The organism is Paractinoplanes pyxinae (assembly GCF_026626335.1).
Taxonomy (GTDB): domain Bacteria; phylum Actinomycetota; class Actinomycetes; order Mycobacteriales; family Micromonosporaceae; genus Actinoplanes; species Actinoplanes pyxinae.
Genome location: NZ_JAPNTZ010000024.1, coordinates 91,982 through 116,028 on the forward strand (window position 1 = coordinate 91,982; position 24,047 = coordinate 116,028).

The following is a 24,047-nucleotide window of genomic DNA, read 5'->3' on the forward strand; positions in this document are numbered from 1 at the left end:
GCAGCTCACGGCGCGTCTCTCATGGTGTTGACTGGCGCGGTGCGGATGAGTGTGACGCGACACAGCCGGCGGTGGGTGCTGGGGGCCGCGGCCGGTCTCGGCGCGGCCGGCCTGACCGGCTGCGGGCTCCTCGACGACGAGCCCGAGCCGCCCGAGGTCCCCGATCCGCTGCAGCCGCTGCTCGACGAGGCGGTGGCGCTGGCCGCGTCCTACGACCGGGCGATCGTGAGCCAGCCCGGTCTGGCCACGCGGCTCACTCCCCTGGCCGACGACCACCGCGCCCACGCCACCGAGCTGGCCCGGCTGATCGGAAAGTCTCTGCCTTCGACCAGCGCCAGTTCTGTGCCCAGCGCACCGGCCGGCGCCGCGGCGGAAACAGTTGCTTCGCTGCGCACGGCCGAGCAGACGGCGCAGAAGAACGCGGTGGCGGCGTGCAAGTCCGCCCCGGCCGATCGGGCGGCTCTGGTCGGTTCCATCGCCGCCTGCCGGGCCACCCATGCGGAGGCCCTGCGGTGAACCCGCAACTGGGGGCTGCGCTCGCGGCGGAAGAGGCGGCTATTTACGCGTACGGAGTTATCGGGGTCAATCTCAACAGTCGGGGTGACGAAACCGAGGCGCGCATGGCCGAGCAGGCCCACCGGGTCCGCCGCGACTACCTGGTGGCCCGCATGGCGCAGCTCAAGGCCAGCGCCGCGCCCTCGCCGGCCGGCTACGACCTGCCGTTCCCGGTGACCGACCGGGCGAGCGCGCTCAAGCTGGCGGTCCAGGTCGAGGACGGGGTCGCCCAGTCGTGGCGGCCGGTGCTGGGCGTGACCACGGGCGCCGACCGGGGCACCGCGCTGGCCGCGATGACCGAGGCCGCCGTGCGCGCCACCCGCTGGCGCCGCCTGGCCGAGGTCACCCCCGTGACGCTTCCGTTCCCCGGCCGCCCTGCCTGAGGGGAATGTCCCTTTCCTAGCTACGCGCTGTAGACCTTCCGCGTACGCATGGATGCCCGAGAATGGCGGGGTGCAGGACGAGATCGACTTCACCTCGCCGCGGGGACGCCTGGCCGTCCGCCTGCGTGATGTGATCGAGCGCCGCTGGTCGGCCGAGGTGCAGGCGATCGGCGTGCACGGCTCGCTGGCCCACGGCGACGACCACGACGGCAGCGACGTCAACCTGACCGTCGTCACCTACCGCCCGGGCGCCGGCCCCCGGTCCGCGCTGCGCAAGGTGGACGGCGTCCTGGTCGACCTGCGGGTGGTGAGCGCCGACGAGGGACTGCGCCAGGCTCAGCAGCTGACGCCGCGCTGGCCGCTCGAGGCGGAACGGTTCGTCACCACCCGCGCGCTGCACGACCCGCGCGGCTGGTTCGGCCGGCTGCGCGACGCCCACCTGGGTCGCCTGGCCGAGGCCCGGCCGCCCGAGTTCAGCGGGCTGGCCCGGCACGACTGGCAGGTCGCCTCGGCCGCGCACAGCCGGGCCGTGCGGCTGGCCGAGTGGTACGAGACGGACGCCGCGCTGGTGATGATCGCCGAGTCGCGGCTGCACGCCGCCCTGGTCGCGGGGCTTCTCAGCCGTACGTACTTCCGCAACGCGGCCGACGCGGTCAAGCGCACCGGCCTGGCCGGGGCCGACGTGCAGGAGCTGGGCGGGGTGCTCAAGCAGCAGGCCGAGGAGCTGACCGCCCGGGGCAAGCCGGTCGACGGCAACCTGGCCCTGCTGTTCGAGTGATCACCCCGTGCTGACGCCGATCAGCGCGCCGACGCCGTAGGTGACCGCGGCCGCCAGCGCGCCCAGCGCGAGCTGCCGCAGCCCGCCCTTCCACCACGGCCGGGAGGTGAATCGCCCGACGACCGCGCCGACGGTGAAGAGCCCGAGCCCGCCCACGGCCAGCGCGAGCCACAGGCTGTCGAAGCCCAGCAGATAGGTGAGCAGCGGGATCAGCGCGCCCACGGCGAAGCACACGAACGACGACCCGGCCGCCGTCCACGGGCTGGGCAGCTCGTCGGGCACGACGCCCAGCTCTTCCTGCGCGTGCACCCGCAACGCCTGGTCCGGGTGCTCCTTGAGGATGTCGGCGACCTGGCGGGCCAGCGGCTCGGGCAGCCCCTGGGCCACCCACCGGGCGACCTGCTCGTCGGCCTCACCCTCGGGATTCTGGGTCAGCTCGCGCAGCTCTATCGCGAGCTCGGCCGCCACCTGCTCGTTCTGGGTGCGCACGCTGGTGTACTCGCCGATGCCCATCGAGATCGCCCCGGCCACCAGACCGGCCACCCCGGTCAGCACCAGGGTGTGCCGGTCGACGCCGCCGCCGCCGACGCCGGCGATCAGCGCGATGTTGGTCACCAGGCCGTCCATCGCGCCGAAGGTGGCCGCCCGCAGCCAGCCGCCGGAGACGTCGGCGTGGTGGTGCTCCCGCACCGGTGTCACGGCAGCGTCAGGATCTCGGCGCCGTCGTCGGTGACCACCAGGGTGTGCTCGAACTGGGCCGTCCACTTGCGGTCTTTGGTGACGACCGTCCAGCCGTCCTTCCACACCTCGTACTCGTACGTGCCGAGGGTGATCATCGGCTCGATGGTGAAGGTCATGCCCGGTTCCATCACCGTGTCGAGGCGCGGGTTGTCGTAGTGCGGGATGTAGAGCCCGGAATGGAACGTCTCACCGATGCCGTGACCGGTGAAGTCGCGCACCACGCCGTAGCCGAAGCGGCGCGCGTACGACTCGATGACCCGGCCGATCACGTTGATCGGGCGGCCCGGCGCGACCGCCTTGATGCCGCGCATCATGGCCTCGTGCGTGCGCTCGACCAGCAGGCGGGCCTCTTCGCTGGGCTCGCCGACCAGGAACGTCGCGTCGGTGTCGCCGTGCACCCCGTCGAGGTAGGCGGTGACGTCGACGTTGATGATGTCGCCGTCCTCGAGCACCGTCGAGTCGGGGATGCCGTGACAGATCACCTCGTTGAGCGAGGTGCAGCACGACTTGGGGAAGCCCTTGTAGCCCAGGGTGGACGGGTAGGCCCCGTGGTCGCACAGGAACTCGTGCACGACGGCGTCGATCTCGTCGGTGGTGACGCCGGGCTTGGAGTGCTCACCGGCGAGCTGGGTGGCCTGCGCCGCCAGCCGCCCCGCGACCCGCATCTTCTCGATGGTCTCCGGGGTCTGCACGTGCGATCCGCGCCACTCTTTCGGGCGCTTCTTGCCGACGTACTCGGGGCGGACGATCTGCGCCGGGACCGCCCGCCAGGGCGACTGCTGTCCCGGCGCCAGTGGGGCGCGAACGGTCATACCCAAAGCCTATAGCCGTCGGCGGCGCGTCAACTGTGTCGGCCGCCGCACCATAACGGCTCTGTTGAGGCCGATCGACCGGTTCTTGCCGCCCCCGGGCCCCTGTGTAATCGTGTCAGCGTGGATCAAGAGGGGGCGGACCCGAACTTCACCAGCACGGCTGCCCTGGGGGCGGACCGGGTCGTGGTGACGGTCACCGGCGAGGTGGACATGTCCACCGCGGACGCCATGTACGAGAGCGGCACGAAGGACGACGCGCCCGCGGCGACCCTGGATCTGCGAGGGGTCACGTTCTTCGACTCGGCCGCGATTCATGCGCTGCTGCGGCTGGCCGAGCGCTACGGCGACCGGCTCACCGTGCTGCCGTCGCCGCAGGTGCGCCGGGTGCTCGAGATCTCGGGGCTGTCGACCCAGCCCTGGCTCAGCGACTGAGGCGGCGCCGCAGCGTCACCGCCGTGCCGGCCTCGGACCGCACCACCGACAGCTCGGTCAGCGCGCCGATCAGGGCCAGCCCGCGGCCGCGGAACCCGCCCGACTCGCTGGGCTTCCAGTGGCCGGTGTCCCGGACCGTGACGACCACCGAGTCGTCGGTCACCGCGGCCTCCACCGTGATGCTGGCCTCGGCCGGGTCGAGCGGGTGCTCGATCGCGTTGGCGGCGGCCTCCGACACGGCCACGGTCAGGTCGAAGGCGTCCTCCTCGGGCACCTCGTTGCCGGTCAGGAAGTCGTCCAGGCGGCGGCGGAGCACGGTCAGCCGGGTCGGCTCGGCCGGCAGCCGCAGCACGAACTCGCGCGGCTCGGTCGCCTCCAGCGCGAGCAGGGCGATGTCGTCGCGCCGGGGCCGGCGGGCCGCCTTGGCGAGAAGCGAGTCCAGCAGGTCCTCCACGTGTTCGGCCGGCTTGGCGGCGTCGCTGATCAGTTCGGCCAGCCCGGCGTCGATGCCGGTCTGCCTGTCCTCGACCAGGCCGTCGGTGTAGAGCAGCAGCCGCGAGTTGCCGGGGATGTCAGTCGTCAGTGTCGGGTAGTCGGCCTCGGACAGGGCGCCGATCGGCGGACCGAGAGCCGACGAGTAGAGGAACGAGCCGACCTCGCCCGGCGGCACGAGCACCGGCGGCGGATGCCCGGCCGACGAGTAGTGCAGCCGCCGCTGCCGCGGGTCGAAGCGCACGCAGACCACGGTGGCGAACTGCCGCCGGCCCAGGTTGTCGACGAGCCGGTTCAGCCTGGTCAGGGCGTCGCCGCAGTCGAAGCCCTCGAGGATGTAGGCCCGCAACGCGTTGCGCAGCTGCCCCATGCCGGCCGCGGCCTGCACGCCCTTGCCGACCACGTCGCCGATGACCAGGTACAGCTGGTCGCCGGGGGCGGCGATCACGTCGTACCAGTCGCCGCCGACCTCGGCCTCGCTGCTGCCCGGCAGGTAGCGGCTGGCCACGACGGCGCCCGGCACCCGGGGCAGCGTCGGCGGCAGCAGGCTGTGCTGCAGGGTGGTGGCGATCCGGTGCTCGGCCTCGTACAGGCGGGCGTTCTTGATCCGCAGCCCGATGATGCGGGCCAGCTGGGTGAGCACGGCCAGTTCCGGGGTGGCCCGCGGGGAGGCCCACACCCGCAGCTCGCCGACGGTGGCGCCGGTGGTGTCGGGCAGCGGCAGCACGACGTCGGGCGGGGTCTGCGGGTCGGCCCCGCCGTCCACCTCGGCCCGGGCGCCGGGCACGGTGACCACCACCCGGCCGGCCGTGGTCATGTCGCGCACGTGGCGGGCGGCCACGTCGAGCACCTCGGCCGTGGTGCGCACGGTGCTCACCGCGACAGCCACGTCGACGAGGCCCTGCAGCCGGCTGGTGATCTCGCGGCGGGCCTGGCCGAGGTCGAGGTTGGCCCGCACCCGGGCCGTCAGGTCGCGCGCCGAGAACGGCTTGACCAGGTAGTCGTCGGCGCCGGCGGCCAGCCCCTCGCTCGAGGCCTCCTCGCCGGCCCGGGCCGAGAGCACCACGATGGGCACCTCGCGGGTGCGCTCACCGGCCCGCAGGGCGGCGATCAGGCCGAAGCCGTCCAGGCGGGGCATCATGACGTCGGTCAGCACCAGGTCGTACTCGTTGCGCTCGGCCAGCTCGAGGGCGGCCCGGCCGTCGACCGCGGTTGTGACGTCCCACAGCGGGCGCAGCAGCCGGGCCAGGTGGTCGCGCAGGTCGGCGTTGTCGTCGACCAGCAGAATGCGGCCGCGGGGACGGTCGGCGGGCACGGGGGAAACGGCCGGGAGCGGGGCCGGCTCGTCCCCGGTCCACCAGTGCTCGGCCTCCTCGACGTACGGCCGGGCGTCGAACTCGGCCACCACCCGCTCGCCGCCGCCGGCCAGGCGGTCGGGCGGCAGATGGGCCGTGCCGAAGGGGACGGTGACCGTGAAGACGCTGCCCTCGCCGGGCTCGCTCTCGACGCCGGCCGTGCCGCCGTGCAGCTCGGCCAGCTCCCGCACCAGGGCCAGACCGATGCCGGTGCCCTCGTGGCTGCGCGACCAGGCGCCGGTGACCCGGTGGAAGCGGTCGAACAGCAACGGCAGCTGGTCGGCCGGGATGCCGACGCCGGTGTCGCGCACGGTGAGCTCGGCCCCGCGGTCGCCGGCCCGGATCCGGACGTCGATGCGCCCGCGCTCGGTGAACTTGACCGCGTTGGAGAGCAGGTTGAGGACGATCTTCTCCCACATCTCGCGGTCGACGTGGACCGGCGCCGGCAGCGGGGGCGCGTCGACCGACAGCACGAGCCCGGCCCGCTCGGCGGCCGAGCGGAACGTGCTGGCCAGCCGGGCGGTGTAGTCGGCGAGGTCGGTCGGCCGATAGGCGGCGCGCAGCCGGCCCGACTCGAGCCGCGAGAAGTCGAGGATCGTGTTGACCAGCTTGAGCAGCCGCAGGCCGTTGCGCTGCATGGGCAGAAGCCGTTCACGCTGGTCGGCCGGCAGTTCCGGGTCGTCGAGCAGGTCTTCGAGCGGGCCGAGGATCAACGTCAGCGGCGTACGGAACTCGTGGCTCACGTTCGAGAAGAAGGCCGTCTTGGCGCGGTCGAGGGCGGCCAGCCCGACCGCGCGGGCGCGCTCCTGCTCGTACGCCCGCAGGTTGCCCACGGCCCGCGAGATCTGCGCCGTCGCCAGCTCCAGGAAGTTGCGGTAGCCGCCGCCCAGGGCCAGGTAGCGGCTCACTCCCACCACCAGCGCGCCGACCCGCTGCGTGCCCACGCTGACCGGCAGCACCAGCGCCCGGTCGGCGGCTGAGGGCGGCGCGTCGGCGATCTCGCGCAGGGCGCCCGAGGCCTCCTGCCCGGTCTCGATCACCTGGCGGACCACCGGGGGCAGCGCCTCGAGCCCGGTCACCTCGTCGAGGAGCTCGAGCTTGGCGTACGGGACGTCGGCCGCGTTCTCGGCGAACACCGCCGCCACCTCGGCCGCCAGGGCCGCCTGGTCGGGCGAGTCGGCCAGCCGCGAGCCGAGCGCGCTCAGCGTGCGCACCCGCCGCTCGCCGAGCACCCGACCGGTGGTGTCGGTGACGATGCAGAAGATGCCCTCGACCCGGTCGCCCTCGGTGCGGATGGGATCGTACGAGATGTCGAAGTACGTCTCTTCGAGGAAGCCGTGCCGTTCGAGCATGAACGGGTGGTCGGCCGCCCAGAACGCCTCGCCGTCGGCCCGTACCCCGTCAAACAGGATCTTGAGTACGGACCACGCCTCGGCCCACATCTCGTGACCCGGCCGGCCCAGGAAGGCGGGGTGTTTGTCGCCCATCGCGGAGATGTAGGCGTCGTTGTAGAGGGCGCAGTACTGCGGGCCCCAGAAGATGCAGATCTGAGCCCGCGAGGCGAGCATCGTCGCCACCGCGCTCTGCAGCTCGGGCGGCCACCCGGCGGGCTCGCCCACCGGGCTGGCCGACCAGTCGAATTCGAGCATGCGACGGCCCATCTCGCCGCCCCGCTCGAAAGCCGCGCGGAGCCGGCTCGGAAGGACGTCGTCCGAGCTCGCGCCCATGGCCCTCCCACCCGTACGACCAACCGGTTCGGTTGAGCACCGTAACACCGTGAACCCGGCTCGGCGCGGCGAGTGGTTACGCGGCGAAGGCTTCCGGCTTCAGACCGGAGCGGCGGGCCGCCGCTTCGACCAGCGCGGCGAAGACCCGGAGGTCGTTGGTGCGCTCGGGGTGCCACTGCACTCCCACGGCGTACGTGTAATTCGGGTCCTCGATCGCCTCGATGACCCGGTCGTCGGGGCACCAGCCGGTCGCGGTGAACGAGCCCGGGTCGTCGACGCCCTGGTGGTGGAACGAGTTCACGATGGTGTGCGCGCCCAGCAGCCCGTGCACGATGGAGCCGGGCTCGGTGATCAGATCGTGCCGCCCGTACGCGGAGGCGTCGGCGGCCAGCGGGTCGGTGCCGGACGCGGCCCGGTGCCGGTCGTGGCCGATCAGGTCGGGCAGGTGCTGGTGCAGCGAGCCCCCGGCGGCGACGGCCATCACCTGCATGCCCCGGCACACACCGAGCAGCGGCAGGTCGGTCTCGAGGGCGGCCTTCATCAGCAGCAGCTCGGACTCGTCGCGCTCCTTGTCGATCTCGGTCTCCGGATGCCGTTCGGCTCCCCAGTACGCCGGGTCGATGTCGCCGCCGCCGCAGAAGACGATGCCGTCCAGCGACTCGAGGACGTCGGCGCCGGGGTCGTCCGGGGTGATCAGCACGGCACGGCCGCCGACGGCGTGCACGGCTCGTACGTACGTCATGGGGAGCATGCCCGCCACGAGGTCGTTGCTGCCGTACTGGACCTGCTGGGCGTACGAGGTCATGCCGATCAAGGGCCTGCGCATGTGGTGCTTTCCTCCTCGAGCTAGGTGCTGCGGTGCCGGTGTGCCGCGGCGACCAGCGCGCCGAAGAGCCGTTCGTCGCGAACGACCTCGGGGTGCCACTGCACACCTAGAACAAAGCGATGGTCCGGATCCTCGACTGCTTCGGCGAGGCCGTCCTCCGCACGTCCGGTGACTGTGAGGTTTCCGGCATCGGCGACGCCCTGATGGTGAAAACACCTGATGGCCAGGTCGTCACCCATCAGGCCGGCGATGCGGCTGCCGGGCTCGAACGACGCTTCGTGCTCGCCGTAGACCCCGGGCGCCGGGCGATGCCTCTCGTGACCGAGAACGTCGGGCAGATGCTGGTGCAGGGCGCCTCCGGCCGCGACCACGAGCAGTTGCATGCCCCGGCAGATGCCGAGAACGGGTACTTCCATGTCCAACGCCCGGCGGGCGAGGAGCATTTCCGCCCGGTCCCGATCGGGGCGGGTCACGGTCAGCGGCCCGGGCTCGGCGCCGTAGAAATCCGGGCTCAGGTCGGGGCCGCCGGCCAGCACCAACCCGTCGAGGAAGTCCAGCACGTCGGTGTCGTCGTGCTCGGGGATGAGCACGGGACGGCCGCCGGCCTGGCTGACCGCGGCGACGTAGTCGTGCGGGATCAGCGTGGTGGGCAGATCACGCCAGACGCCCCAGGTGGCCGGTTCCACATAGGTCGTGATGCCGATGATCGGACGCATCCCGCCACCGTAACCAGATCATGTATCGAGACAACCGCCAAATGACCGGCCTTCAGTCGCTTTTTAGGGCGGCGGGCGGGGCGGTCGGACGGGGAAGGGGCGCGCGGCGTCGCCCTCCATCGAGAGCGGCGCCGCGCCCGGGTCCTTCTGTCCCACCAGCACCGGGATCGACCGGCGCCGGCGGGGATTCGACCCCTGCACCCGGCGAATCGGGTGTAAGAGGTCGGTTCCCATGTAAACGGAGTCTTAAACAATCACAGCGGAGTTACATAGGCTCCGGTGATTCCACCGTCGACCACGAACTGCGAAGCGGTCATGAACGAGGCGTCGTCGCTGGCCAGGAACGCGACCGCGGCCGCGATCTCCTCGGGCTCGGCGAACCGGCCCATCGGCACGTGCACCAGGCGGCGCGCGGCCCGCTCGGGATCCTTGGCGAACAGGTCCATCAGCAGCGGAGTGGCGACCGGGCCGGGGCACAGCGCGTTGATCCGGATGCCCTCGCGGGCGAACTGCACACCCAGCTCACGCGTCATCGCCAGCACCCCGCCCTTGCTCGCGGTGTAGGCGATCTGCGAGGTCGCGGCGCCCAGCAGGGCCACGAACGACGCGGTGTTGATGATCGAGCCCTTGCCCTGCCGCTGCATGTGCGGGATCGCGTACTTGCAGCAGAAGAAGACCGACGTGGTGTTGACCTTGAGCACCCGCTCCCAGGCGTCGAGCCCGGTGACCAGGATGGAGTCGTCGTCGGGGGGCGAGATGCCGGCGTTGTTGAAGGCGATGTCGACCCGGCCGTGCCGCTCGGCCACCCCGTCGAAGAGGGCCTTCACCTGCTCCTCGTCCGAGACGTCGCAGGCGACGAACTCACCGTTGGTCTCCGCGGCGACCGCCTTGCCCGCTTCCTCCGAGATGTCGACGGCGACGACCTTCGCGCCCTCGGCCGCGAACCGCCGCGCGGTAGCCAGCCCGATGCCGCTGCCGGCGCCGGTGATGACGGCGACCCGATCTTGCAAACGCTCCACTTAATCTCCCATGGCCAGGAATACGTTCTTGACGTCGGTGAAGGACAGTAGGGCGTCGGGGCCCAGCTCACGACCGAGTCCGGACTGCTTCATGCCGCCGAACGGGGTCCAGTAGCGCACCGAGGAATGGCTGTTGACGCTGAGCGCTCCGGTTTCCACGGCACGCGAGACGCGCAGCGCCCGGCCGACGTCGCGGGTCCAGAGCGAGCCGGAGAGCCCGTACTCGGTGTCGTTGGCCAGCCGGACGGCGTCCGCCTCGTCCTTGAACGGCAGCACCGACAGCACCGGGCCGAACACCTCTTCCCGCCAGTGCCGGTCGCTGGTCGAGTGGGCCAGCAGCACGGTCGGCGGGAACCACCAGCCGTCGCTTTCCGGCGCGCTGCCCCGGAAGGCGACGTCAGACCCTTCCACGTACGCGGCGACGTTCTTTTTATGGGAGGCGGAGATCAACGGGCCCATCTCGGCGGTGCTGCTGGACGGCTCCTCGACGCGGAAAGACTTGACCGCCGGCTCGAGCAGGGACAGGAACTTGTCGTACACCGATTCCTGAACCAGCAGGCGGGAGCGGGCGCAGCAGTCCTGGCCGGCGTTGTCGAAGACGGATGACGGCGCGCTGGCGGCCGCCTTCTCGAGGTCGGCGTCGGCGAAGACGATGTTGCTGCTCTTACCGCCGAGCTCGAGGGTCACCCGCTTCACCTGATCGGCCGCGCCGGCCATGATTCCCTTGCCGACCTCGGTCGAGCCGGTGAAGCAGATCTTGCGTACGGCGGGATGGGTGACGAACCGCTGGCCGACCACGGAGCCCTTGCCGGGGACGATCTGGAACACGTTCTCGGGCAGGCCGGCTTCGAGGGCCAGCTCACCCAGCCGGATCGCGGTCAGCGGGGTGAGCTCGGCCGGCTTGAGCACGACCGTGTTGCCGGCGGCCAAAGCCGGTGCGAAACCCCAACCGGCGATCGGCATCGGGAAGTTCCAGGGCACGATGATGCCGACCACGCCGAGCGGCTCGTGGAACGTCACGTCCAAGCCGCCGGCCACGGGGATCTGGCGGCCGCTGAGCCGTTCGGGCGCGCCCGCGTAGTAATCGAGGACGTCGCGGACGTTGCCCGCCTCCCAGCGGGCGTTGCCGATGGTGTGGCCGGCGTTGCGTACTTCGAGTTCGGCCAGCTCGTCGATGTGCTGGTCGACCACGGCCGCGAACCGGCGCAGCAGCCGGGCCCGGTCGCCGGGCGCAACATCCCGCCACGCCGGGAAGGCTTGGGCCGCGCGCTCGATGGCGGCATCGGTCGCCGCCAGGTCCAGCGAGGGCACGGTCGTGAAGACCGCGCCCGTCGCCGGGTTGATCACGTCAGTAGTCGTCACGGGTTGAATCCTTACATGCGCTCGAAGCCGCGGCGCAGCTCCCAGTCGGTCACGGCGGCGTCGAAGTCGGCCAGCTCCACCTGGGCCATGTTCGCGTAGTGGCCGACCACGTCGGGCCCGAACGCCGACTGCGCCACCTCGCTGCCCAGCCACAGCTGCTGGGCCTCGCGCAGCGTGGTCGGCACCCGGTCGGCCGTCGCGTCCTCGTACGCGTTGCCGGTCGTCTCCGGTTCCAGCTCGAGCTCGTTCTCGAGCCCGTGCAGCGCCCCCGCCACCAGCGCCGCGATGGCCAGGTAGGGGTTCACGTCGCCGCCCGGCACCCGGTTCTCGACCCGCATGCCTTGGCCGTGGCCGGCGATCCGGAGGGCGCAGGTCCGGTTGTCCACGCCCCAGCGCAGCGCGGTCGGCGCGAACGATCCCGGCTGGTAGCGCTTGTACGAGTTGATGTTGGGCGCGAACAGCAGGCTGAACTCACGCATGGTGGCCAGCAGCCCGGCCAGCACCCGCTGCCCGGTCACGCTCAGGTGGGCCGGCCCGTCGCCGAGCATGGCCGATTTGCCGTCGGCGCCGCGCAGCGAGAAGTGGATGTGGCACGAGTTGCCCTCGCGCGCGTTGGGCTTGGCCATGAAGGTGAGCGCCATGCCCTCCTGGGCGGCGATCTCCTTGGCCCCGTTCTTGTAGATCACGTGGTTGTCGGCGGCGGTCAGCGCGTCGGCGTAGCGGAACGCGATCTCGTGCTGGCCGTAGTTGCACTCGCCCTTGGCGCTCTCGGGCAGCAGGCCGGCGCCGTACATCTCGTTGCGGATGCGGCGCAGCAGCGGCTCGACCCGGGCCGTCCCGAGCAGTGAGTAGTCCACGTTGTACTGGTTGGCCGGGGTGAGGTCGCGGTACCCCTTGTCGAAGGCCTGCTCGTAGGTGTCCTTGAAAAGAACGAATTCAAGTTCGGTTCCCGCGTACGCCGTGAGGCCGTGCGCCGCCAGCCGGTCCAACTGTTTCTGGAGGATCTGACGGGGTGACGCGTAGACGGGCTCCCCGCCGGTCGTCTCGAGGTCGGCCAGCACGAGCGCCGTACCCTCCTGCCAGGGCACGCGGCGCAGGGTGGTGAAGTCCGGCTTCATCACGAAGTCGCCGTAGCCGCTGGCCCACGAGGACATCTCGTACCCGTCCACGGTGTTCATGTCGACGTCCACCGCGAGTAGATAGTTGCATCCCTCGCTCCCCCCGCTGACCACCTCGTTCATGAAGTAGCGGCCGTGCAGCCGCTTGCCCTGCAGCCGGCCCTGCATGTCGGTCAGCGCCAGCAGCACGGTGTCGATGCTGCCGTTGTCGACGGAGACGTCCAGTTCCTCGAGATCCATCAGGTTGTCCCCTCTGCGGGAGGCCGGGCCGGGGTGGGCCCGGCCTCCGTTGACTCAGTTTTCGGTCGGCATCGTCTGTTCGCCGTGATGGGCCTTCTCGATCAGATTCTGCTTCGGCCCGGTGAACCACTTGCGGGCGCTCGCGAACCACCAGATCGTGGCGAATGCGAGAACGACCAGGACGGCGAAGATCGTGTAGTTGAAGTTTGACGCCGTGATCGGGCTGGCCGTCGGCAGGACGAAGAGCACGCAGATGATGCCCACCCAGACGATCGCGATCCAGCCGACCGGGGCGCTCCACTTGCCCAGGTGCCACGGGCCCCGCTCGAAGTCCGGGTTCATGCGGCGCAGGAACACCGGCATGACGTACGCGATGTAGAGCCCGATGACCGCGACCGAGGTGGCCGCCAGGTAGGCCGTCGTGTTCCACAGCGACGGCAGCACGAGCAGGGTCGACAGGGTGACGCAGAGCCAGATGGAGTTGGTCGGCGTACCGGTGCGGGGGTTGACCTTCTTCCACAGCCGCGAGCCGGGCAGCGCGCCGTCGCGGGCGAAGGCGTACGACATCCGCGAGTTGGCGGTGACCGAGGCCATGCCGCAGAACCACTGCGCCACCATGCAGATGAACAGCAGGAACGTGCCCGTGTTGTGGCCGACGGCGTCGATGAAGATCTGGGCCGGCGGCAGGCCGAGGTCGGTGGTGCGCTCGGCCTCGTAGTCCTGGATCGACCAGGTGATCGCGAAGAGCAGGACGAAGCCGGCGATCACCGAGACGACCACGGACATCACGATGCCGCGCGGGGCGGCCCGGGCGGCGTCGTGCGTCTCCTCGGCCACGTGGGCCGAGGCGTCGTAGCCGGTGTACGTGTACTGCGCCATCAGCAGTCCGATGAGTACCGCGTACACACTGGCCCCGGCGAAGGTGAAGCCGGTGGCGTTCTGCACCTCGAAGAAGACCTCGGAGACCGGCTTGTGGTTGTCCGGCACCACGGCCAGGATCACCACGATCACCGCCACGCCGACCAGGTGCCACCAGGCGCTGACGTCGGACAGCACGCGGACGAGGTTGACGCCGAACGTGTTGAGCAGGCCGTGCACGATGATGATGACCAGGAAGATCAGGAACGTGCGGCCGGTGGTGACCTCCATGTCGAAGGCCAGGCTGAGGAAGGCCGACGTGGTGATGGCCGCGCCGAAGTCGATGGCGGCGGTGACGGCCACCTCGCCCAGGAAGTTGAACCAGCCCACGAACCAGGCCCAGGCGGCCTTGTTGCGTTTGGCCAGTGCCGCCGCCCACCAGTAGAGCGCGCCGGCGGTGGGATAGGCCGAGCACACCTCGGCCATGGCCAGGGCCACGAAGGTCACCATGATGCCGACGAAGAGCCAGCCCAGGGTGATGGCCATCGGGCCGCCGGCGGTCATGGCGATGCCGTACGAGGTGATCGCGCCGGCCAGGATGGAGATGATCGAGAAGGAGACCGCGAAGTTCGAGAAGCCGGACAGTCGGCGATGGAGCTCCTGCTCGTAGCCGAGTTGGGCAAGGCGTTCTTCGTCGGTGCTGGGTGCGGGGTTGACGCTCATGTGCGGCTCCCTTACCGAAGGGTTGCTGTGACCGAGGCCACGGCGTGCCGTGATGATCTACCCGCTGTGTTACGCGCGTCAATGCGGAGCGTTAATTGCGTTGCCGCCGGCTGCTCGTTCGCCGCACACTCATGGGCAGACGCGGGCCCTCGGCAGGCTCCGCGAGCTCCCGGGGCCGCCCATCGGCGCCTCGGCCCGCGGCGGCGCGGGGCGCGGTCACCTCTCTCTCACGCGGCATCGCCGCGCCCTGCGCCCGTCCCGCGCCGCCGCCTCACTCTCCCCACCTTCACCTGCGACAACGCGAATACCTTTTGCGATTTGTCCAAAAAATCTGCAGCGCCGGTACTAGAAATCCGACGGTGATCGGCATAGAGTCTGTGTCGTCGGCCACGCACAGCCGACACGCACATGGCACAGAACCTGAGTTGGTTAAGGAGGACGAGATACCGCAGCAACGCGTAAGCGCAACGTCCCCGACCCGACAAGAGGTGATCGCAGCCGATGCCATTCACTCAGGTGGTCCGCTAGCGGCACGCAGGCGGACTACCGCATGCGCCGGCGACGGCCGGCACCAGAATTGAAAAGCCAGGGCCCCGGTTACCCGCCGGGGCCTTGGATTGTGCTCCCCCCTTTGACTGTGCGCCTCTCGGACCACCCCCTCGGAAGGGCACGATGAGCACCACCTTCGACGACGCCGACTTTCCGGCGTACACGATGGGCCGTGCCGCCGACATGATCGGTGTGACGCCGGCCTTCCTCCGCAGCCTCGGCGCCGCCGGCCTGATCGAGCCCGAGCGCTCCCTCGGCGGCCACCGCCGCTACTCCCGTCATCAGCTTCAACTCGCCCTGCGCGTCCGCCAGCTCCTGGACGAGGGCATTCAGCTCGGCGCGGCCTGCCGCATCGTCATGCTGGAAGACCGGCTGGCCGCCGCCCACCGCCGCATCGTCGAGCTCGGCGGCAGCCTGACCTCGGACGACGACGCCGACATTCCCACCCCGACCCACCCGGACATCGCGAAGACCCAGTACTACCGCGCACCCTGATGATCAAATTGCCGTTGTGGCAGCCTGAGGGGGTTGTGGCAGCCTAAGGGGCATGCGCAGCCTCGACGACTGGCAACGCCCCGGGCCCACCCGCCGCCAGCGCCGTAACGACCTGGTCATCGCGCTCGTCGTGGTGGCCGCCGCGCTGCTCAACGTGATGCTCAGCCGCAGCGTCGGTCAGTTCGTGTGGGGTGTCGAGCGCAGCGCACCCGAACACCTGGCGTTCGCGCTGGCCGTCACCGTCCCGCTGATCTGGCGGCGCAGCCACCCCGAGGTCGTGCTGGTGATCACGGCCGCGGTGTTCATCGCCGGCCAGGTCCGCGGGGCGCAAGAGATCCAGTTCGCCTCGGGCGCGATCTTCGCGGCCATCTACGCCGAGGGCGCCTGGGGGCGGGACAGGGCCCGGTCGCGCTGGTTGCGGATCGTCGTCATCGCCGCGATGTTCGGCTGGCTGGCCATCGCCTGGCTGATCGCCGCCGACTCGCTGCCGGAGGACGCCTTCCCGGACGGCACCGGCGAGCTGCCGCCTTTGTTGTCGGCCCTGGTCGGCCAGGTGCTCATGAACATGGTGGTGTTCGGCTTCTCCTACTTCTTCGGCGAGACGGCCTGGCTGGCCGCGCGGCGCGAGGCGGTGCTGGTCGAGCAGGCGGAAGAGCTGCGCCAGGCCCGGGCCGCGGCCGAGGAGCGGGCGGTGGTCACCGAACGGCTGCGCATCGCCCGCGAGCTGCACGACGTCGTCGCCCACCATGTCTCGGTCATGGGCATCCAGGCCGCGGCGGCCCGCCGGGCCATGGACCGGGATACCGAGACGGCGCGGGACGCGCTCACCTCGGTCGAGGAGGGCGCGCGGACGGCGGTGGACGAACTGCACCGGATGCTGGGCGCGCTGCGCACGGCCGACGAGCCGGTGTCCGCCCCCACGGCGGGGGTCGACCAGGTGGCGAAGCTGCTCGACCGCGTGCGCGACGCCGGGCTGACCGCCGAGTTCGCCGTGTTCGGCACCGCCGTACCGCTGCCGGAATCGACCTCGCAGGCGGCGTACCGCATCGTGCAGGAGGCCGTGACCAACTCGCTCAAGCACGCCGGGGCGTCCACGATCGACGTCCGGCTGCGCTATCTGGCTCGTGAACTGGAGGTCGACGTGGCCGACGACGGGCGCGGGGCCGCCACCCGGCCGAGCGGCGAGGGCGGGATGGGCCTGGTCGGCATGCGCGAGCGGGTGGCCCTGCTCGGCGGGGCGGTCGAGACCGGCAATCGCTCGGCCGGCGGCTACCGGGTGCGGGCCCGGCTGCCGCTGATCCCGGCCCAGCGGGCGGTGGCGTCGTGATCCGGGTCCTCCTCGCGGACGACCACCGGCTGGTCCGCACCGGCTTCCGGGTGATCCTCGGGATGGAGGACGACATCGAGGTCGTCGGCGAGGCCGAGAACGGGACGGAGGCCGTCGAGGCGACCGCCCGGCACTGCCCCGACGTGGTGCTGATGGACGTCGAGATGCCCGGCATGGACGGCTTGGAGGCGACCCGCCGGATCGTCGCCGCCGACGACGGCCCGTCCGTGCTGATCCTCACCACCTTCGACCGCGACGACTACCTGTTCGCGGCGCTCGAGGCCGGGGCGAGCGGGTTCCTGCTCAAGAACAGCTCGCCGGAATCGCTGGTCGAGGCGGTGCGGGTGGTGGCTCGCGGGGACGCGCTGCTGGCGCCCGAGATCACGCGCCGGGTGATCTCGGCCTTCGCCCGGCCGGGGGCGCCCCGGGCGGCGGCCCTCCTGGGTGAGCTGACCCCGCGGGAACACGAGGTGCTGGTCGAGCTGGCCGGGGGCGCCACGAATGCCGAGATCGCGGCCGCCCTGCACCTGGGCGAGACGACGGTCAAGACCCATGTCAGCCGGGTGCTGACCAAGCTGGGGGCTCGCGACCGTACGCAGGCAGTGGTTTTCGCTTACGAACTAGGGGTGGTCCGCCCCGGCGGGTAGGTCCTCCGCAGGACGGACCCGGTGGATCATGCTTGAGCCGGACGCATTCGCGGGCCGATTTCCCTAGCGTCGAAGGCATGCTGAACGTCGAATCCGTCAGCCGCAGCTTCGGGGACCGGGCCGTTCTGCGGGACGTCACGTTCCCCGTCGGGAGCGGCAAACTGACCGGCTTCGTCGGCGCGAACGGCGCCGGCAAGACCACCACCATGCGGATCATCCTGGGTGTGCTGGCCGCCGACAGCGGTGAGGTGACCCTGGAAGGCAGGCCGCTGACCCGTGAGATCCGGCAGCGCTTCGGCTACATGCCTGAGGAGCGCGGGCTCTACCCGAAGATGACCGTGCACGACCAGGTCGTCTACCTGGGACGGTTGCACGGCCTCAGCAGTTCCGCGGCCGAGGACCGTACGACCAAATTGCTCGAACGACTCGGGCTGGGCGAACGGGCCGGCGAGAAGCTGGAGAAGCTGTCGCTCGGCAACCAGCAGCGGGCGCAGGTCGCCGCCGCGCTGGTGCACGACCCCGAGGTGCTCGTGCTCGACGAGCCGTTCTCCGGCCTCGACCCGATCGCCGTCGAGACGATGGTCGACGTGCTGCGCGACCGCGCCTCCTCGGGCGTGCCGGTGCTGTTCTCGAGCCACCAGCTCGAGCTGGTCGAGCGGCTGTGCGACGACCTGGTGATCATCGCGGACGGCTCGATCCGGGCCGCCGGCGACCGGAACGCGCTGCGCGCCCAGCACGCCCTGCCGCGCTACCAACTGGTCGTCGACACCGACGCCGGCTGGCTGCGCGACCAACCCGGCGTCACCCTGCTCGACCTGGAGGGGCCGCGCGCCGTCTTCGACCTCGATCCCGGGTCCGACGACCAGAAAGTGCTGCTGGCCGCCCTGGAACGCGGCCCGGTGCGCAGCTTCGGCCCGGTCGTCCCGTCCCTGACCGAGATCTTCCGAGAGGTCGTCCGATGAGCACCTACGCCGCCGCCAAGGTCGTGGCCGCCCGCGAGATCCGGGTCAAGCTGCGCGACAAGACGTTCATCTTCAGCACGGTGTTCTTCCTGCTCTTCGCGATCGCCGTCACGGTGCTCCCGGTGCTGTTCTCGGGCGGCGCGACCACTGTCGCGGTCGCCGACCAGGCCACCGCCACCCGCCTGCAGCAGCAGGAAGACCTCGAGGTGCGGGTGGTCGCCAGTGACGCGGCGGCCGAGCAGCTGGTGCGCGACGGCGACGTGGACGCGGCCGTGGTGAGCGGGCCCGAGGTCATCGCCATGTCCGACCGGCCCGGCGACGTCGTGAACGCGCTGAGCACCCAGCCACCCGTCCGGCTGCTCGACGTGGACGCGGTCGACCCCTTCCTCGCGTACATCGTGCCTTTTGCTCTGGCCTTCGTCTTCTTCTTCACCTCGTTCCTGTTCGGGCTGCAGATCGCGCAGAGCGTCACCGAGGAGAAACAGACCCGGATCGTCGAGATCCTGGTGGCCAGCGTGCCGACCCGGGCGTTGCTGGCGGGCAAGGTCGCGGCGCTCACGCTGCTGGCGTTCGCCCAGGTGGCCCTGATCGCGATCGTGACGCTGATCGGCGCCCGGCTGGCCGGCCTCGACCGCGGGGTGCTGCATCTGCTGCAGCCGACGATCGGCTGGTTCGTGGCGTTCTTCCTGATCGGCTTCGTCATGCTGGCCGCGCTGTGGGCCGGGGTGGGCGCCCTGGCCTCGCGCCCGGAAGACCTGAACAGCTCGTCCCAGCCGGTGCAGATGGCCGTCATGCTGCCGTTCTTCGCGGTGATCTTCTTCGGCGAGAACGACCTGGCGATGCGGGTCTTCTCGTACATCCCGTTCTCGGCGCCGACCGCGATGCCGACCCGCATCTTCAACGGCGACGCCGCCCTGTGGGAACCGTTCGTGTCGCTCGGCATCATGGCCGTCACCGCGGCGGCGCTGCTGGCGGTCGGGGCCCGCGTCTACGAGGGTTCGCTGCTGCGCACCAACGGCAAGACCAGCTGGGCCACGGCCTGGCGGTCGCGCACCACGGTGTAGTCCCGCCTCGCCGGCCGGCCGGACTACGGCGTCGTGCCGCCGACCCGCCGCACGATCGCCAGCAGCGACTCCTCGACCTGCTCGATCGGGCGCTCGGGCAGGAAGACCAGCCAGTCGACGGCCACCACCAGGCCGACACCGAACAAGGCGGAAGAGGCCACGCGCACGTCCAGGTCGGCCGGCAGATCGCCGGAGTCGACGCCGGCCTGGACGGTCTCGGCGATCACGCCGATGGCCTGCTCCCGCAGCAGGACCAGGGTCTGCTGCCACTCGCGGTTCGTGCGCCACATCTCCGAGAGCAGCAGCTGGGCGAAGGCCCGGTAGCGGCGGATGTACTCGAGCTGGCTGCGGACAAGGGCGGCCACCGCCTCGCGCGGGGGCAGCCCTTCCACCGCGTTTCGGAACTCGTCGGTGAGCAGACCGATGCCGTACCGCAGCAGCTCCTCGAAGAGGTCGGTCTTCGACTTGAAGTTGTAGTAGACGGTGCCCTTGGCCACCCCGGCCCGCAACGCGATGTCGTCGACCGTGGTGGCCGAGAACCCCTGCTCGGCGATCAGCTCGACGGCCGCCTCGAACAACCGCTGCCGCGTGTCCTCCCGCCGCCGCGTCCGCCCGTCCGTCGCCACCACTGCCGCCTTTCCCGCCGCCACCATCGCGACTCTAGCCATCACCACGGGCCCCGCCGGCCGACGCCGCCGTCTACAGTTCCGGCCTGTGACTTCCAGTTCCGCCTGGCCGCGCCGACGCACTGCACCGGTCGGGCTCGTCCGCACCCTCGTGGCCGTCGAGCTGTACGTCGTCGCGGCCTACCTGGCCGCCGCCGTCGTGCCGTACCTGTGGGCCCCGCGGACCTATCCGCCGACCTGGTTGTGGATCGTGCCCGGCTGGCTGCTGGGCGTGCCCGGCTTCTACATCACCCTGCTGGGCGCGCCGTTCGCCGTAGCGCTAGCAATTGTCTCGCTCGCCCAACTGGCCCTTCACCGCAGCATTTCGGCGGCGCTGTATCGGTGGTGCGTCGCCGCCGCCGTGCTCACGTGCGCCCTGGCGGTCTTCACCCTCACGCCGCTCGGCCGGACTATCGCGGTGTTCGTCGCCGACTAGGGTCTGTTTCGTAGCAAGGGTGGGAGCGAGGCGCGGTCCAGATTTCGTCTGGTGGTGGCCCGTGGAAGCCCGGCTCCCGGTGTTGGAACCGGGCTTTCACGGGACGCCGCCAGGCGGGATCTGGGCCTCGCCGCAGCCCCGCCCCTGCTACGAAACAGACCCTAGGCTCAGATCACCAGTTCGGGGTGCAGGTCGCTCATGCTCAGGCGGCGGCTCCGGCGGGCGGTCAGCACGGTCAGGGCGAGCGCTCCCAACCCGTACGCCATAAGCACCAGCACGCCCTGCACGACGGTTCCCCACGGCCCGCCGTCGATGGTGTGGCGGGCGGCCTGAACCACGTAGGTCATGGGCAGCAAGGGATGGATCGCCTGGAAGAAGCCGGGTGACGTCTGCACGGGGTAGGTGCCGCCGGAGGACGTCAGCTGCAGCATGAGCAGAGCCAGCGCGGCGATGCGGCCGGGAGCGCCGAGGGCCGCGCCGAGCAGCTGCATGATCGCGGCGAAGACGGTGGCGGTCAGCGCGAGCAGCCCCCACGTGGCCACCGGGTGCACCGGGTTCAGGCCCAGCGCGAAGTGCACCACCAGGAAGAGCAGCGTCGCCTGGACCAGGCCGATCGCCACCGCGGGCAGCAGACCGGCCAGCGCGACCCGGGTGCTGGGCGCCTCCGAGACCAGGTAGCGGCGGTTGAGCGGGCGCAACACCATGAACGTGATCATCGCGCCGACCCACAGGGCCAGGGCCAGGAAGTACGGCGCGAAACCCACCCCGTACGTGCCGGCCGGATGCCGCACGCTGCGGTCGAGCGACACCGGATCGGCGAGCACGCCGGCGCGGTCGCTGGGATCGTCGCCGTACCCGGGGATCTGATCGGCCCCGTCGGCCAGGCCGGTGGCCAGTTGCTCGGCGCCGCCCTGCAACTGACCGAGCCCGTTCGCGAGCTGGTGACCACCGTCGGCCAGCGTGCCGAGACCGCCGGAGAGCTCGCGAGCGCCGGAGGACAGCCGGTAGAGGCCGCCCTGCAGGTCGAGCGCGCCCTGCCTGGCCTGGGCGGTGCCGGTGCTGAGCTGGGCCGCCCCGGTGGCCAGGCGGTTGAGCCCGGCCGAGAGCTGATCGACCCGGGACCGCGCGGCCTGCACGTCGTCGGCCAGGTGCGGGGCGGCCGCGGCGATCTGACGGGCGGTCGCGGCCACCTGGCGGAGCTCGGCGCGCAGCGCTCCGAGGTCGGCGTCGTTCACCGTGTCCCGTACGCGCTCGGCCGCGGTGACCAGCCGGGCCGCGAGCGCCTTGGCATCGGCGAGGCCTTCGGTGTCGCCGGGCAGAGTGTTCAAATAGGACTGCAGCTGCCGGGCGTTGCGAACGGCCTGATCGGCGGCGTCGTCGATGGCCCCGATGTTGGCGGCCAGCGTGTCGGCGCCACCGGCGACCAGGTTGGCGGCGTCGGCGATCCGCTGGGCGTTGTCGCGCAGCAGCGGCTCGGCCTCGTCGGCCGCGGCGTCGACAGCGGTGGCGAGCTGCCGCCCACCGGCCGCCGCCTGCTGAGTGCCGGAGGCCAATTGCTGGGCGCCAGCGTTCAGCTGGGTGAGGCCGTCGGCCAGATCACCGGCGCCGCGCCCGGCCGTGCCCAGACCGCTCTGGAGCCGCCCGGCGCCGTCGCGGGCGTCATCCAACCCACCGGAAAGCTTGTCGGCACCCGATTTCGCGCTGTCGACACCGTTCCGAAGTTTGCCGGCGCCGTCGGCGGCCTGCTCGGTCTGCTGCTTGAGGTCGGTGAAGCCGATAAGCATTTTGTCGAAGTAGCCCGCCGAAGCACTGGACGCGGCGGCCGACCGCACTTCATCGAACGCGGTGCGGGCGAAGACACCGGTCAGATAGTTGGTGGCGTCGTCACTTACTGCCGTCAATTCGGCCGCCTCAGGCTTCTTGGCGGCGTCGGGCGGGGAGGCGAGGTTCGCCGAGAAGTCAGCCGGAATGCGCAGCAACAGCTGATAGCGGCCGTCGGTAAGGCCCCGCTCGGCGCCGGCCTCATCGGTGACATGCCAGTCGAAGACCTCGCGCTTGATCAGCTCATCGGCCAGGTCCTGCCCGGCGTGCAGCTTGGTGCCGTCACTCGCCGTGGCCGCGCGGTCCTCAACAACAAGCGCGGCGGGGATGTGATTGAGGCGCCCATAAGGATCCCAGAACGCATAGAGGTAAAGAGCGCCGTAGAGAAGGGGGATGACGGCCAGAGCAGCGAGAGCGGCCCGAGTGAGGTTGCCGCGCAGAAAGCGCCGCAGCTCATAGCCGGCCAAAGTGAACGCGGACAAGTCATAGCCCCCTTGAGTGGGAGGGTGTTTCTGGCTCTTTGTGGGGGTGTTCTCGCTCTTCATCGAGTACGACGTCCGCCTGCACCGCTTCCGTCGGAGCACACACGGCCATTGGCTCCGCCTCAGCCACCGGCTCAGACTCGACAACCGGCGCCACCGATTCGGGCGCACTCGATGCGCCCGAAGAAGCCGTCGTGTCAGACGCGGCCACCAACCCGCCCGCGGCCGAGCCTTCGCGTCCAGCCGGCAACTCACCCGCGGCCGAAGGCTCACGGGCGGGCGAAGGCTCACGGCCGGGCGAAGGCGCACCCGGAGCTGAAGGCTGACCCGGAGCTGAAGGCTCGCGTGCGGCTGACGACTCGCCTGCACCCGATGGCTTCTGCTCGGCCGATGACTCGCCTGCAGCCGAAGCCTCACGCGCGGGCGAAGGCTCACCCGCAGCCGACGGCTCGCGCGCGGCCGACAACTCACCCGCAGCCGATGGCTTCCGCACAGCCGACGACTCGCCCTCAGCCGAAGACTCGCACGCGGCCAGTGACTCGCCCGCGGGCGCAGGCTTGCTCGCGGGCGGCGACTCCGGGGTGCCCTGCGAGGTCGCCGGCGCCGAGGGCCCTGACCCGACTGGGGGCTCTTCCGACGTCGACCGATCAGGCTTTGGCTCAGCCGACGACTCCTGCACGGGCGACGGAGTCGGCTTTTCTGAAGCTGACTGCTCGGGCGCGCGTGGCAGCTCCTGCCCCGCGGACGACACGGCCGGGGTTCCGTGGGCGGTGTCACTGCCCGGCGACACCGGGGCCCATGCCGAGTCTGCCGCTCCGTCCAAACCATATTTATCCGTATTGGGTGGTACGGAATCGTTGCCGAGGCTGATCACCGTGGTCACCTGGGTCGGGTCTATCTTGCGGGTGGTGAGGATCACGGCTGTGCCTGAGGCCGTCAGGGTGGTGATCAGGTGCCACAGGGTGTCTCGCTCGCGGGAGTCGAGGCCGTCGTCGTAGGCGTCCAGGGCTATCACGGCCGGGTGGGCGAGTTGAGCCAGGACGAGGCCGAGCACCTGTTTCTCGTACGGGGAAAGGTCTTGACCCTGCTTTTGCGGATCGAGGCCGTGCAGATCGACGCCGGCCGCCTCGGACCGGGGGCGGCCGAGCAACATCAGCCGCTCGCGGACGTGTTCGGTGACGGTGAAGACAGGTTCGGGGATGGAGACCTCGGGCACGTAGCCGAGTGACGCGCGGCCGTGCAATTCGACCGACCCCGCGTTGAGGCGGAAGCGGCGGGCGAGGGCCAGCAGCATCGTGGTTCGGCCGCTGCCGGGCGGGCCGGTCACCGCGACCAGGTCGCCCGGCTCGACCGTCACGTCGAGGTCGCGGAAGAGCCACGGGTCGCGGCCGCGGCGACGGCGTTGGCGGACGCCCGCTCCGCGCGCGATGAGCACCGGCATGACGGCCCCCGAACTTAAACT

At 70.9% G+C, this 24,047-nt stretch carries 22 protein-coding genes; 10 read left to right on the forward strand and 12 right to left on the reverse strand.

Going from position 1 to position 24,047, the window contains the following annotated elements; all coding sequences use genetic code 11:
• Positions 1 to 45 precede the first annotated feature (45 nt).
• From OWR29_RS45040 to OWR29_RS45050, 3 genes are read left to right on the forward strand one after another with little or no spacing between them, the layout of a single operon-like run.
• On the forward strand, positions 46 to 516 hold the full coding sequence (locus OWR29_RS45040) for a hypothetical protein (RefSeq protein ID WP_267569816.1): 471 nt from the start codon (positions 46 to 48) through the stop codon (positions 514 to 516).
• Positions 513 to 938, forward strand: coding sequence for a ferritin-like domain-containing protein (locus OWR29_RS45045; protein WP_267569817.1), 426 nt, complete (start codon positions 513 to 515; stop codon positions 936 to 938). Before OWR29_RS45040 ends, OWR29_RS45045 begins: the two co-directional genes overlap by 4 nt.
• 52 nt (positions 939 to 990) lie before the next feature.
• On the forward strand, positions 991 to 1,716 hold the full coding sequence (locus tag OWR29_RS45050) for a nucleotidyltransferase domain-containing protein (protein WP_438872741.1): 726 nt from the start codon (positions 991 to 993) through the stop codon (positions 1,714 to 1,716).
• Here the strand turns inward: OWR29_RS45050 and OWR29_RS45055 are convergent, their stop codons facing one another.
• Together OWR29_RS45055 and map are read right to left on the reverse strand one after the other, a co-directional pair.
• Positions 1,717 to 2,415 (reverse strand): VIT1/CCC1 transporter family protein, encoded by a 699-nt coding sequence (locus OWR29_RS45055; RefSeq protein ID WP_267569819.1) that lies wholly within the window; start codon positions 2,413 to 2,415, stop codon positions 1,717 to 1,719.
• A complete protein-coding gene (gene map, locus OWR29_RS45060; RefSeq protein ID WP_267569820.1) occupies positions 2,412 to 3,269 on the reverse strand; it encodes a type I methionyl aminopeptidase in 858 nt (285 codons plus the stop codon). Before map ends, OWR29_RS45055 begins: the two co-directional genes overlap by 4 nt.
• A gap of 120 nt (positions 3,270 to 3,389) precedes the next feature.
• On the opposite strand from map, the gene OWR29_RS45065 reads away from it, so the two are divergent.
• Complete coding sequence (locus OWR29_RS45065; protein ID WP_267569821.1) at positions 3,390 to 3,701, forward strand: STAS domain-containing protein; 312 nt, start codon at positions 3,390 to 3,392, stop codon at positions 3,699 to 3,701.
• Here the strand turns inward: OWR29_RS45065 and OWR29_RS45070 are convergent.
• The 7 genes from OWR29_RS45070 to OWR29_RS45100 all read right to left on the reverse strand — a co-directional run bounded on the left by OWR29_RS45070 (position 3,691) and on the right by OWR29_RS45100 (position 14,137).
• The gene (locus OWR29_RS45070; RefSeq protein WP_267569822.1) at positions 3,691 to 7,275 is read right to left on the reverse strand and encodes a SpoIIE family protein phosphatase; all 3,585 of its coding nucleotides are present in this window, start codon (positions 7,273 to 7,275) and stop codon (positions 3,691 to 3,693) included. The genes OWR29_RS45065 and OWR29_RS45070 overlap by 11 nt on opposite strands.
• A 76-nt stretch (positions 7,276 to 7,351) precedes the next feature.
• Positions 7,352 to 8,101 carry a gamma-glutamyl-gamma-aminobutyrate hydrolase family protein gene (locus OWR29_RS45075; protein ID WP_267569823.1) on the reverse strand — a complete coding sequence of 250 codons (750 nt, stop codon included), beginning with the start codon at positions 8,099 to 8,101 and terminating at the stop codon, positions 7,352 to 7,354.
• Between the two features lie 20 nt (positions 8,102 to 8,121).
• Complete coding sequence (locus OWR29_RS45080) at positions 8,122 to 8,817, reverse strand: gamma-glutamyl-gamma-aminobutyrate hydrolase family protein (RefSeq protein ID WP_267569824.1); 696 nt, start codon at positions 8,815 to 8,817, stop codon at positions 8,122 to 8,124.
• Between the two features lie 254 nt (positions 8,818 to 9,071).
• Positions 9,072 to 9,836 (reverse strand): 3-oxoacyl-ACP reductase, encoded by a 765-nt coding sequence (locus OWR29_RS45085; protein WP_267569825.1) that lies wholly within the window; start codon positions 9,834 to 9,836, stop codon positions 9,072 to 9,074.
• Entirely contained in the window at positions 9,837 to 11,198 is a 1,362-nt protein-coding gene (locus tag OWR29_RS45090; RefSeq protein ID WP_267569826.1) for an aldehyde dehydrogenase family protein, read from the reverse strand.
• Positions 11,199 to 11,209: 11 nt separating this feature from the next.
• On the reverse strand, positions 11,210 to 12,556 hold the full coding sequence (locus OWR29_RS45095) for a glutamine synthetase family protein (RefSeq protein ID WP_267569827.1): 1,347 nt from the start codon (positions 12,554 to 12,556) through the stop codon (positions 11,210 to 11,212).
• A 54-nt stretch (positions 12,557 to 12,610) separates the two neighbouring features.
• Positions 12,611 to 14,137 (reverse strand): amino acid permease, encoded by a 1,527-nt coding sequence (locus OWR29_RS45100; protein ID WP_267569828.1) that lies wholly within the window; start codon positions 14,135 to 14,137, stop codon positions 12,611 to 12,613.
• A gap of 672 nt (positions 14,138 to 14,809) precedes the next feature.
• Here OWR29_RS45100 and OWR29_RS45105 point away from each other — a divergent pair.
• From OWR29_RS45105 to OWR29_RS45125, 5 genes are all read left to right on the forward strand, one after another.
• A complete protein-coding gene (locus OWR29_RS45105) occupies positions 14,810 to 15,181 on the forward strand; it encodes a MerR family transcriptional regulator (RefSeq protein ID WP_267569829.1) in 372 nt (123 codons plus the stop codon).
• A gap of 52 nt (positions 15,182 to 15,233) precedes the next feature.
• Complete coding sequence (locus OWR29_RS45110; protein WP_267569830.1) at positions 15,234 to 16,508, forward strand: sensor histidine kinase; 1,275 nt, start codon at positions 15,234 to 15,236, stop codon at positions 16,506 to 16,508.
• Positions 16,505 to 17,155, forward strand: a complete 651-nt coding sequence (locus OWR29_RS45115; RefSeq protein ID WP_267569831.1) for a response regulator transcription factor — start codon at positions 16,505 to 16,507, stop codon at positions 17,153 to 17,155. The genes OWR29_RS45110 and OWR29_RS45115 overlap by 4 nt, the downstream gene beginning before the upstream one ends.
• A 77-nt stretch (positions 17,156 to 17,232) precedes the next feature.
• Positions 17,233 to 18,117 carry an ABC transporter ATP-binding protein gene (locus tag OWR29_RS45120; protein ID WP_267569832.1) on the forward strand — a complete coding sequence of 295 codons (885 nt, stop codon included), beginning with the start codon at positions 17,233 to 17,235 and terminating at the stop codon, positions 18,115 to 18,117.
• Positions 18,114 to 19,181 (forward strand): ABC transporter permease, encoded by a 1,068-nt coding sequence (locus OWR29_RS45125; protein WP_267569833.1) that lies wholly within the window; start codon positions 18,114 to 18,116, stop codon positions 19,179 to 19,181. Before OWR29_RS45120 ends, OWR29_RS45125 begins: the two co-directional genes overlap by 4 nt.
• Before the next feature lie 23 nt (positions 19,182 to 19,204).
• Here OWR29_RS45125 and OWR29_RS45130 read toward each other — a convergent pair whose 3' ends face one another.
• Complete coding sequence (locus tag OWR29_RS45130; protein WP_267569834.1) at positions 19,205 to 19,831, reverse strand: TetR/AcrR family transcriptional regulator; 627 nt, start codon at positions 19,829 to 19,831, stop codon at positions 19,205 to 19,207.
• A 64-nt stretch (positions 19,832 to 19,895) separates the two neighbouring features.
• On the opposite strand from OWR29_RS45130, the gene OWR29_RS45135 reads away from it, so the two are divergent.
• On the forward strand, positions 19,896 to 20,282 hold the full coding sequence (locus tag OWR29_RS45135) for a hypothetical protein (protein ID WP_267569835.1): 387 nt from the start codon (positions 19,896 to 19,898) through the stop codon (positions 20,280 to 20,282).
• Between the two features lie 167 nt (positions 20,283 to 20,449).
• On the opposite strand, the gene OWR29_RS45140 is transcribed toward OWR29_RS45135, so the two are convergent.
• Together OWR29_RS45140 and OWR29_RS45145 are read right to left on the reverse strand one after the other, a co-directional pair.
• The gene (locus OWR29_RS45140; RefSeq protein WP_267569836.1) at positions 20,450 to 22,585 is read right to left on the reverse strand and encodes a YhgE/Pip domain-containing protein; all 2,136 of its coding nucleotides are present in this window, start codon (positions 22,583 to 22,585) and stop codon (positions 20,450 to 20,452) included.
• Between the two features lies 1 nt (position 22,586).
• Positions 22,587 to 24,026 (reverse strand): ATP-binding cassette domain-containing protein, encoded by a 1,440-nt coding sequence (locus tag OWR29_RS45145; RefSeq protein ID WP_267569837.1) that lies wholly within the window; start codon positions 24,024 to 24,026, stop codon positions 22,587 to 22,589.
• Between the last annotated feature and the right edge of the window lie 21 nt (positions 24,027 to 24,047).

Excerpts from the sequence above, each read along its gene's own strand:
- map (WP_267569820.1), bottom strand. The coding sequence starts at position 3,269 with ATGACCGTTCGCGCCCCACTGGCGCCGGGACAGCAGTCGCCCTGGCGG.
- OWR29_RS45095 (WP_267569827.1), bottom strand. The coding sequence starts at position 12,556 with ATGGATCTCGAGGAACTGGACGTCTCCGTCGACAACGGCAGCATCGAC.
- OWR29_RS45080 (WP_267569824.1), bottom strand. The coding sequence starts at position 8,817 with ATGCGTCCGATCATCGGCATCACGACCTATGTGGAACCGGCCACCTGG.
- OWR29_RS45100 (WP_267569828.1), bottom strand. The coding sequence starts at position 14,137 with ATGAGCGTCAACCCCGCACCCAGCACCGACGAAGAACGCCTTGCCCAA.
- OWR29_RS45050 (WP_438872741.1), top strand. The coding sequence starts at position 991 with ATGCCCGAGAATGGCGGGGTGCAGGACGAGATCGACTTCACCTCGCCG.
- OWR29_RS45040 (WP_267569816.1), top strand. The coding sequence starts at position 46 with ATGAGTGTGACGCGACACAGCCGGCGGTGGGTGCTGGGGGCCGCGGCC.
- OWR29_RS45145 (WP_267569837.1), bottom strand. The coding sequence starts at position 24,026 with ATGCCGGTGCTCATCGCGCGCGGAGCGGGCGTCCGCCAACGCCGTCGC.
- OWR29_RS45105 (WP_267569829.1), top strand. The coding sequence starts at position 14,810 with ATGAGCACCACCTTCGACGACGCCGACTTTCCGGCGTACACGATGGGC.
- OWR29_RS45075 (WP_267569823.1), bottom strand. The coding sequence starts at position 8,101 with ATGCGCAGGCCCTTGATCGGCATGACCTCGTACGCCCAGCAGGTCCAG.
- OWR29_RS45070 (WP_267569822.1), bottom strand. The coding sequence starts at position 7,275 with ATGGGCGCGAGCTCGGACGACGTCCTTCCGAGCCGGCTCCGCGCGGCT.
- OWR29_RS45125 (WP_267569833.1), top strand. The coding sequence starts at position 18,114 with ATGAGCACCTACGCCGCCGCCAAGGTCGTGGCCGCCCGCGAGATCCGG.
- OWR29_RS45120 (WP_267569832.1), top strand. The coding sequence starts at position 17,233 with ATGCTGAACGTCGAATCCGTCAGCCGCAGCTTCGGGGACCGGGCCGTT.
- OWR29_RS45110 (WP_267569830.1), top strand. The coding sequence starts at position 15,234 with ATGCGCAGCCTCGACGACTGGCAACGCCCCGGGCCCACCCGCCGCCAG.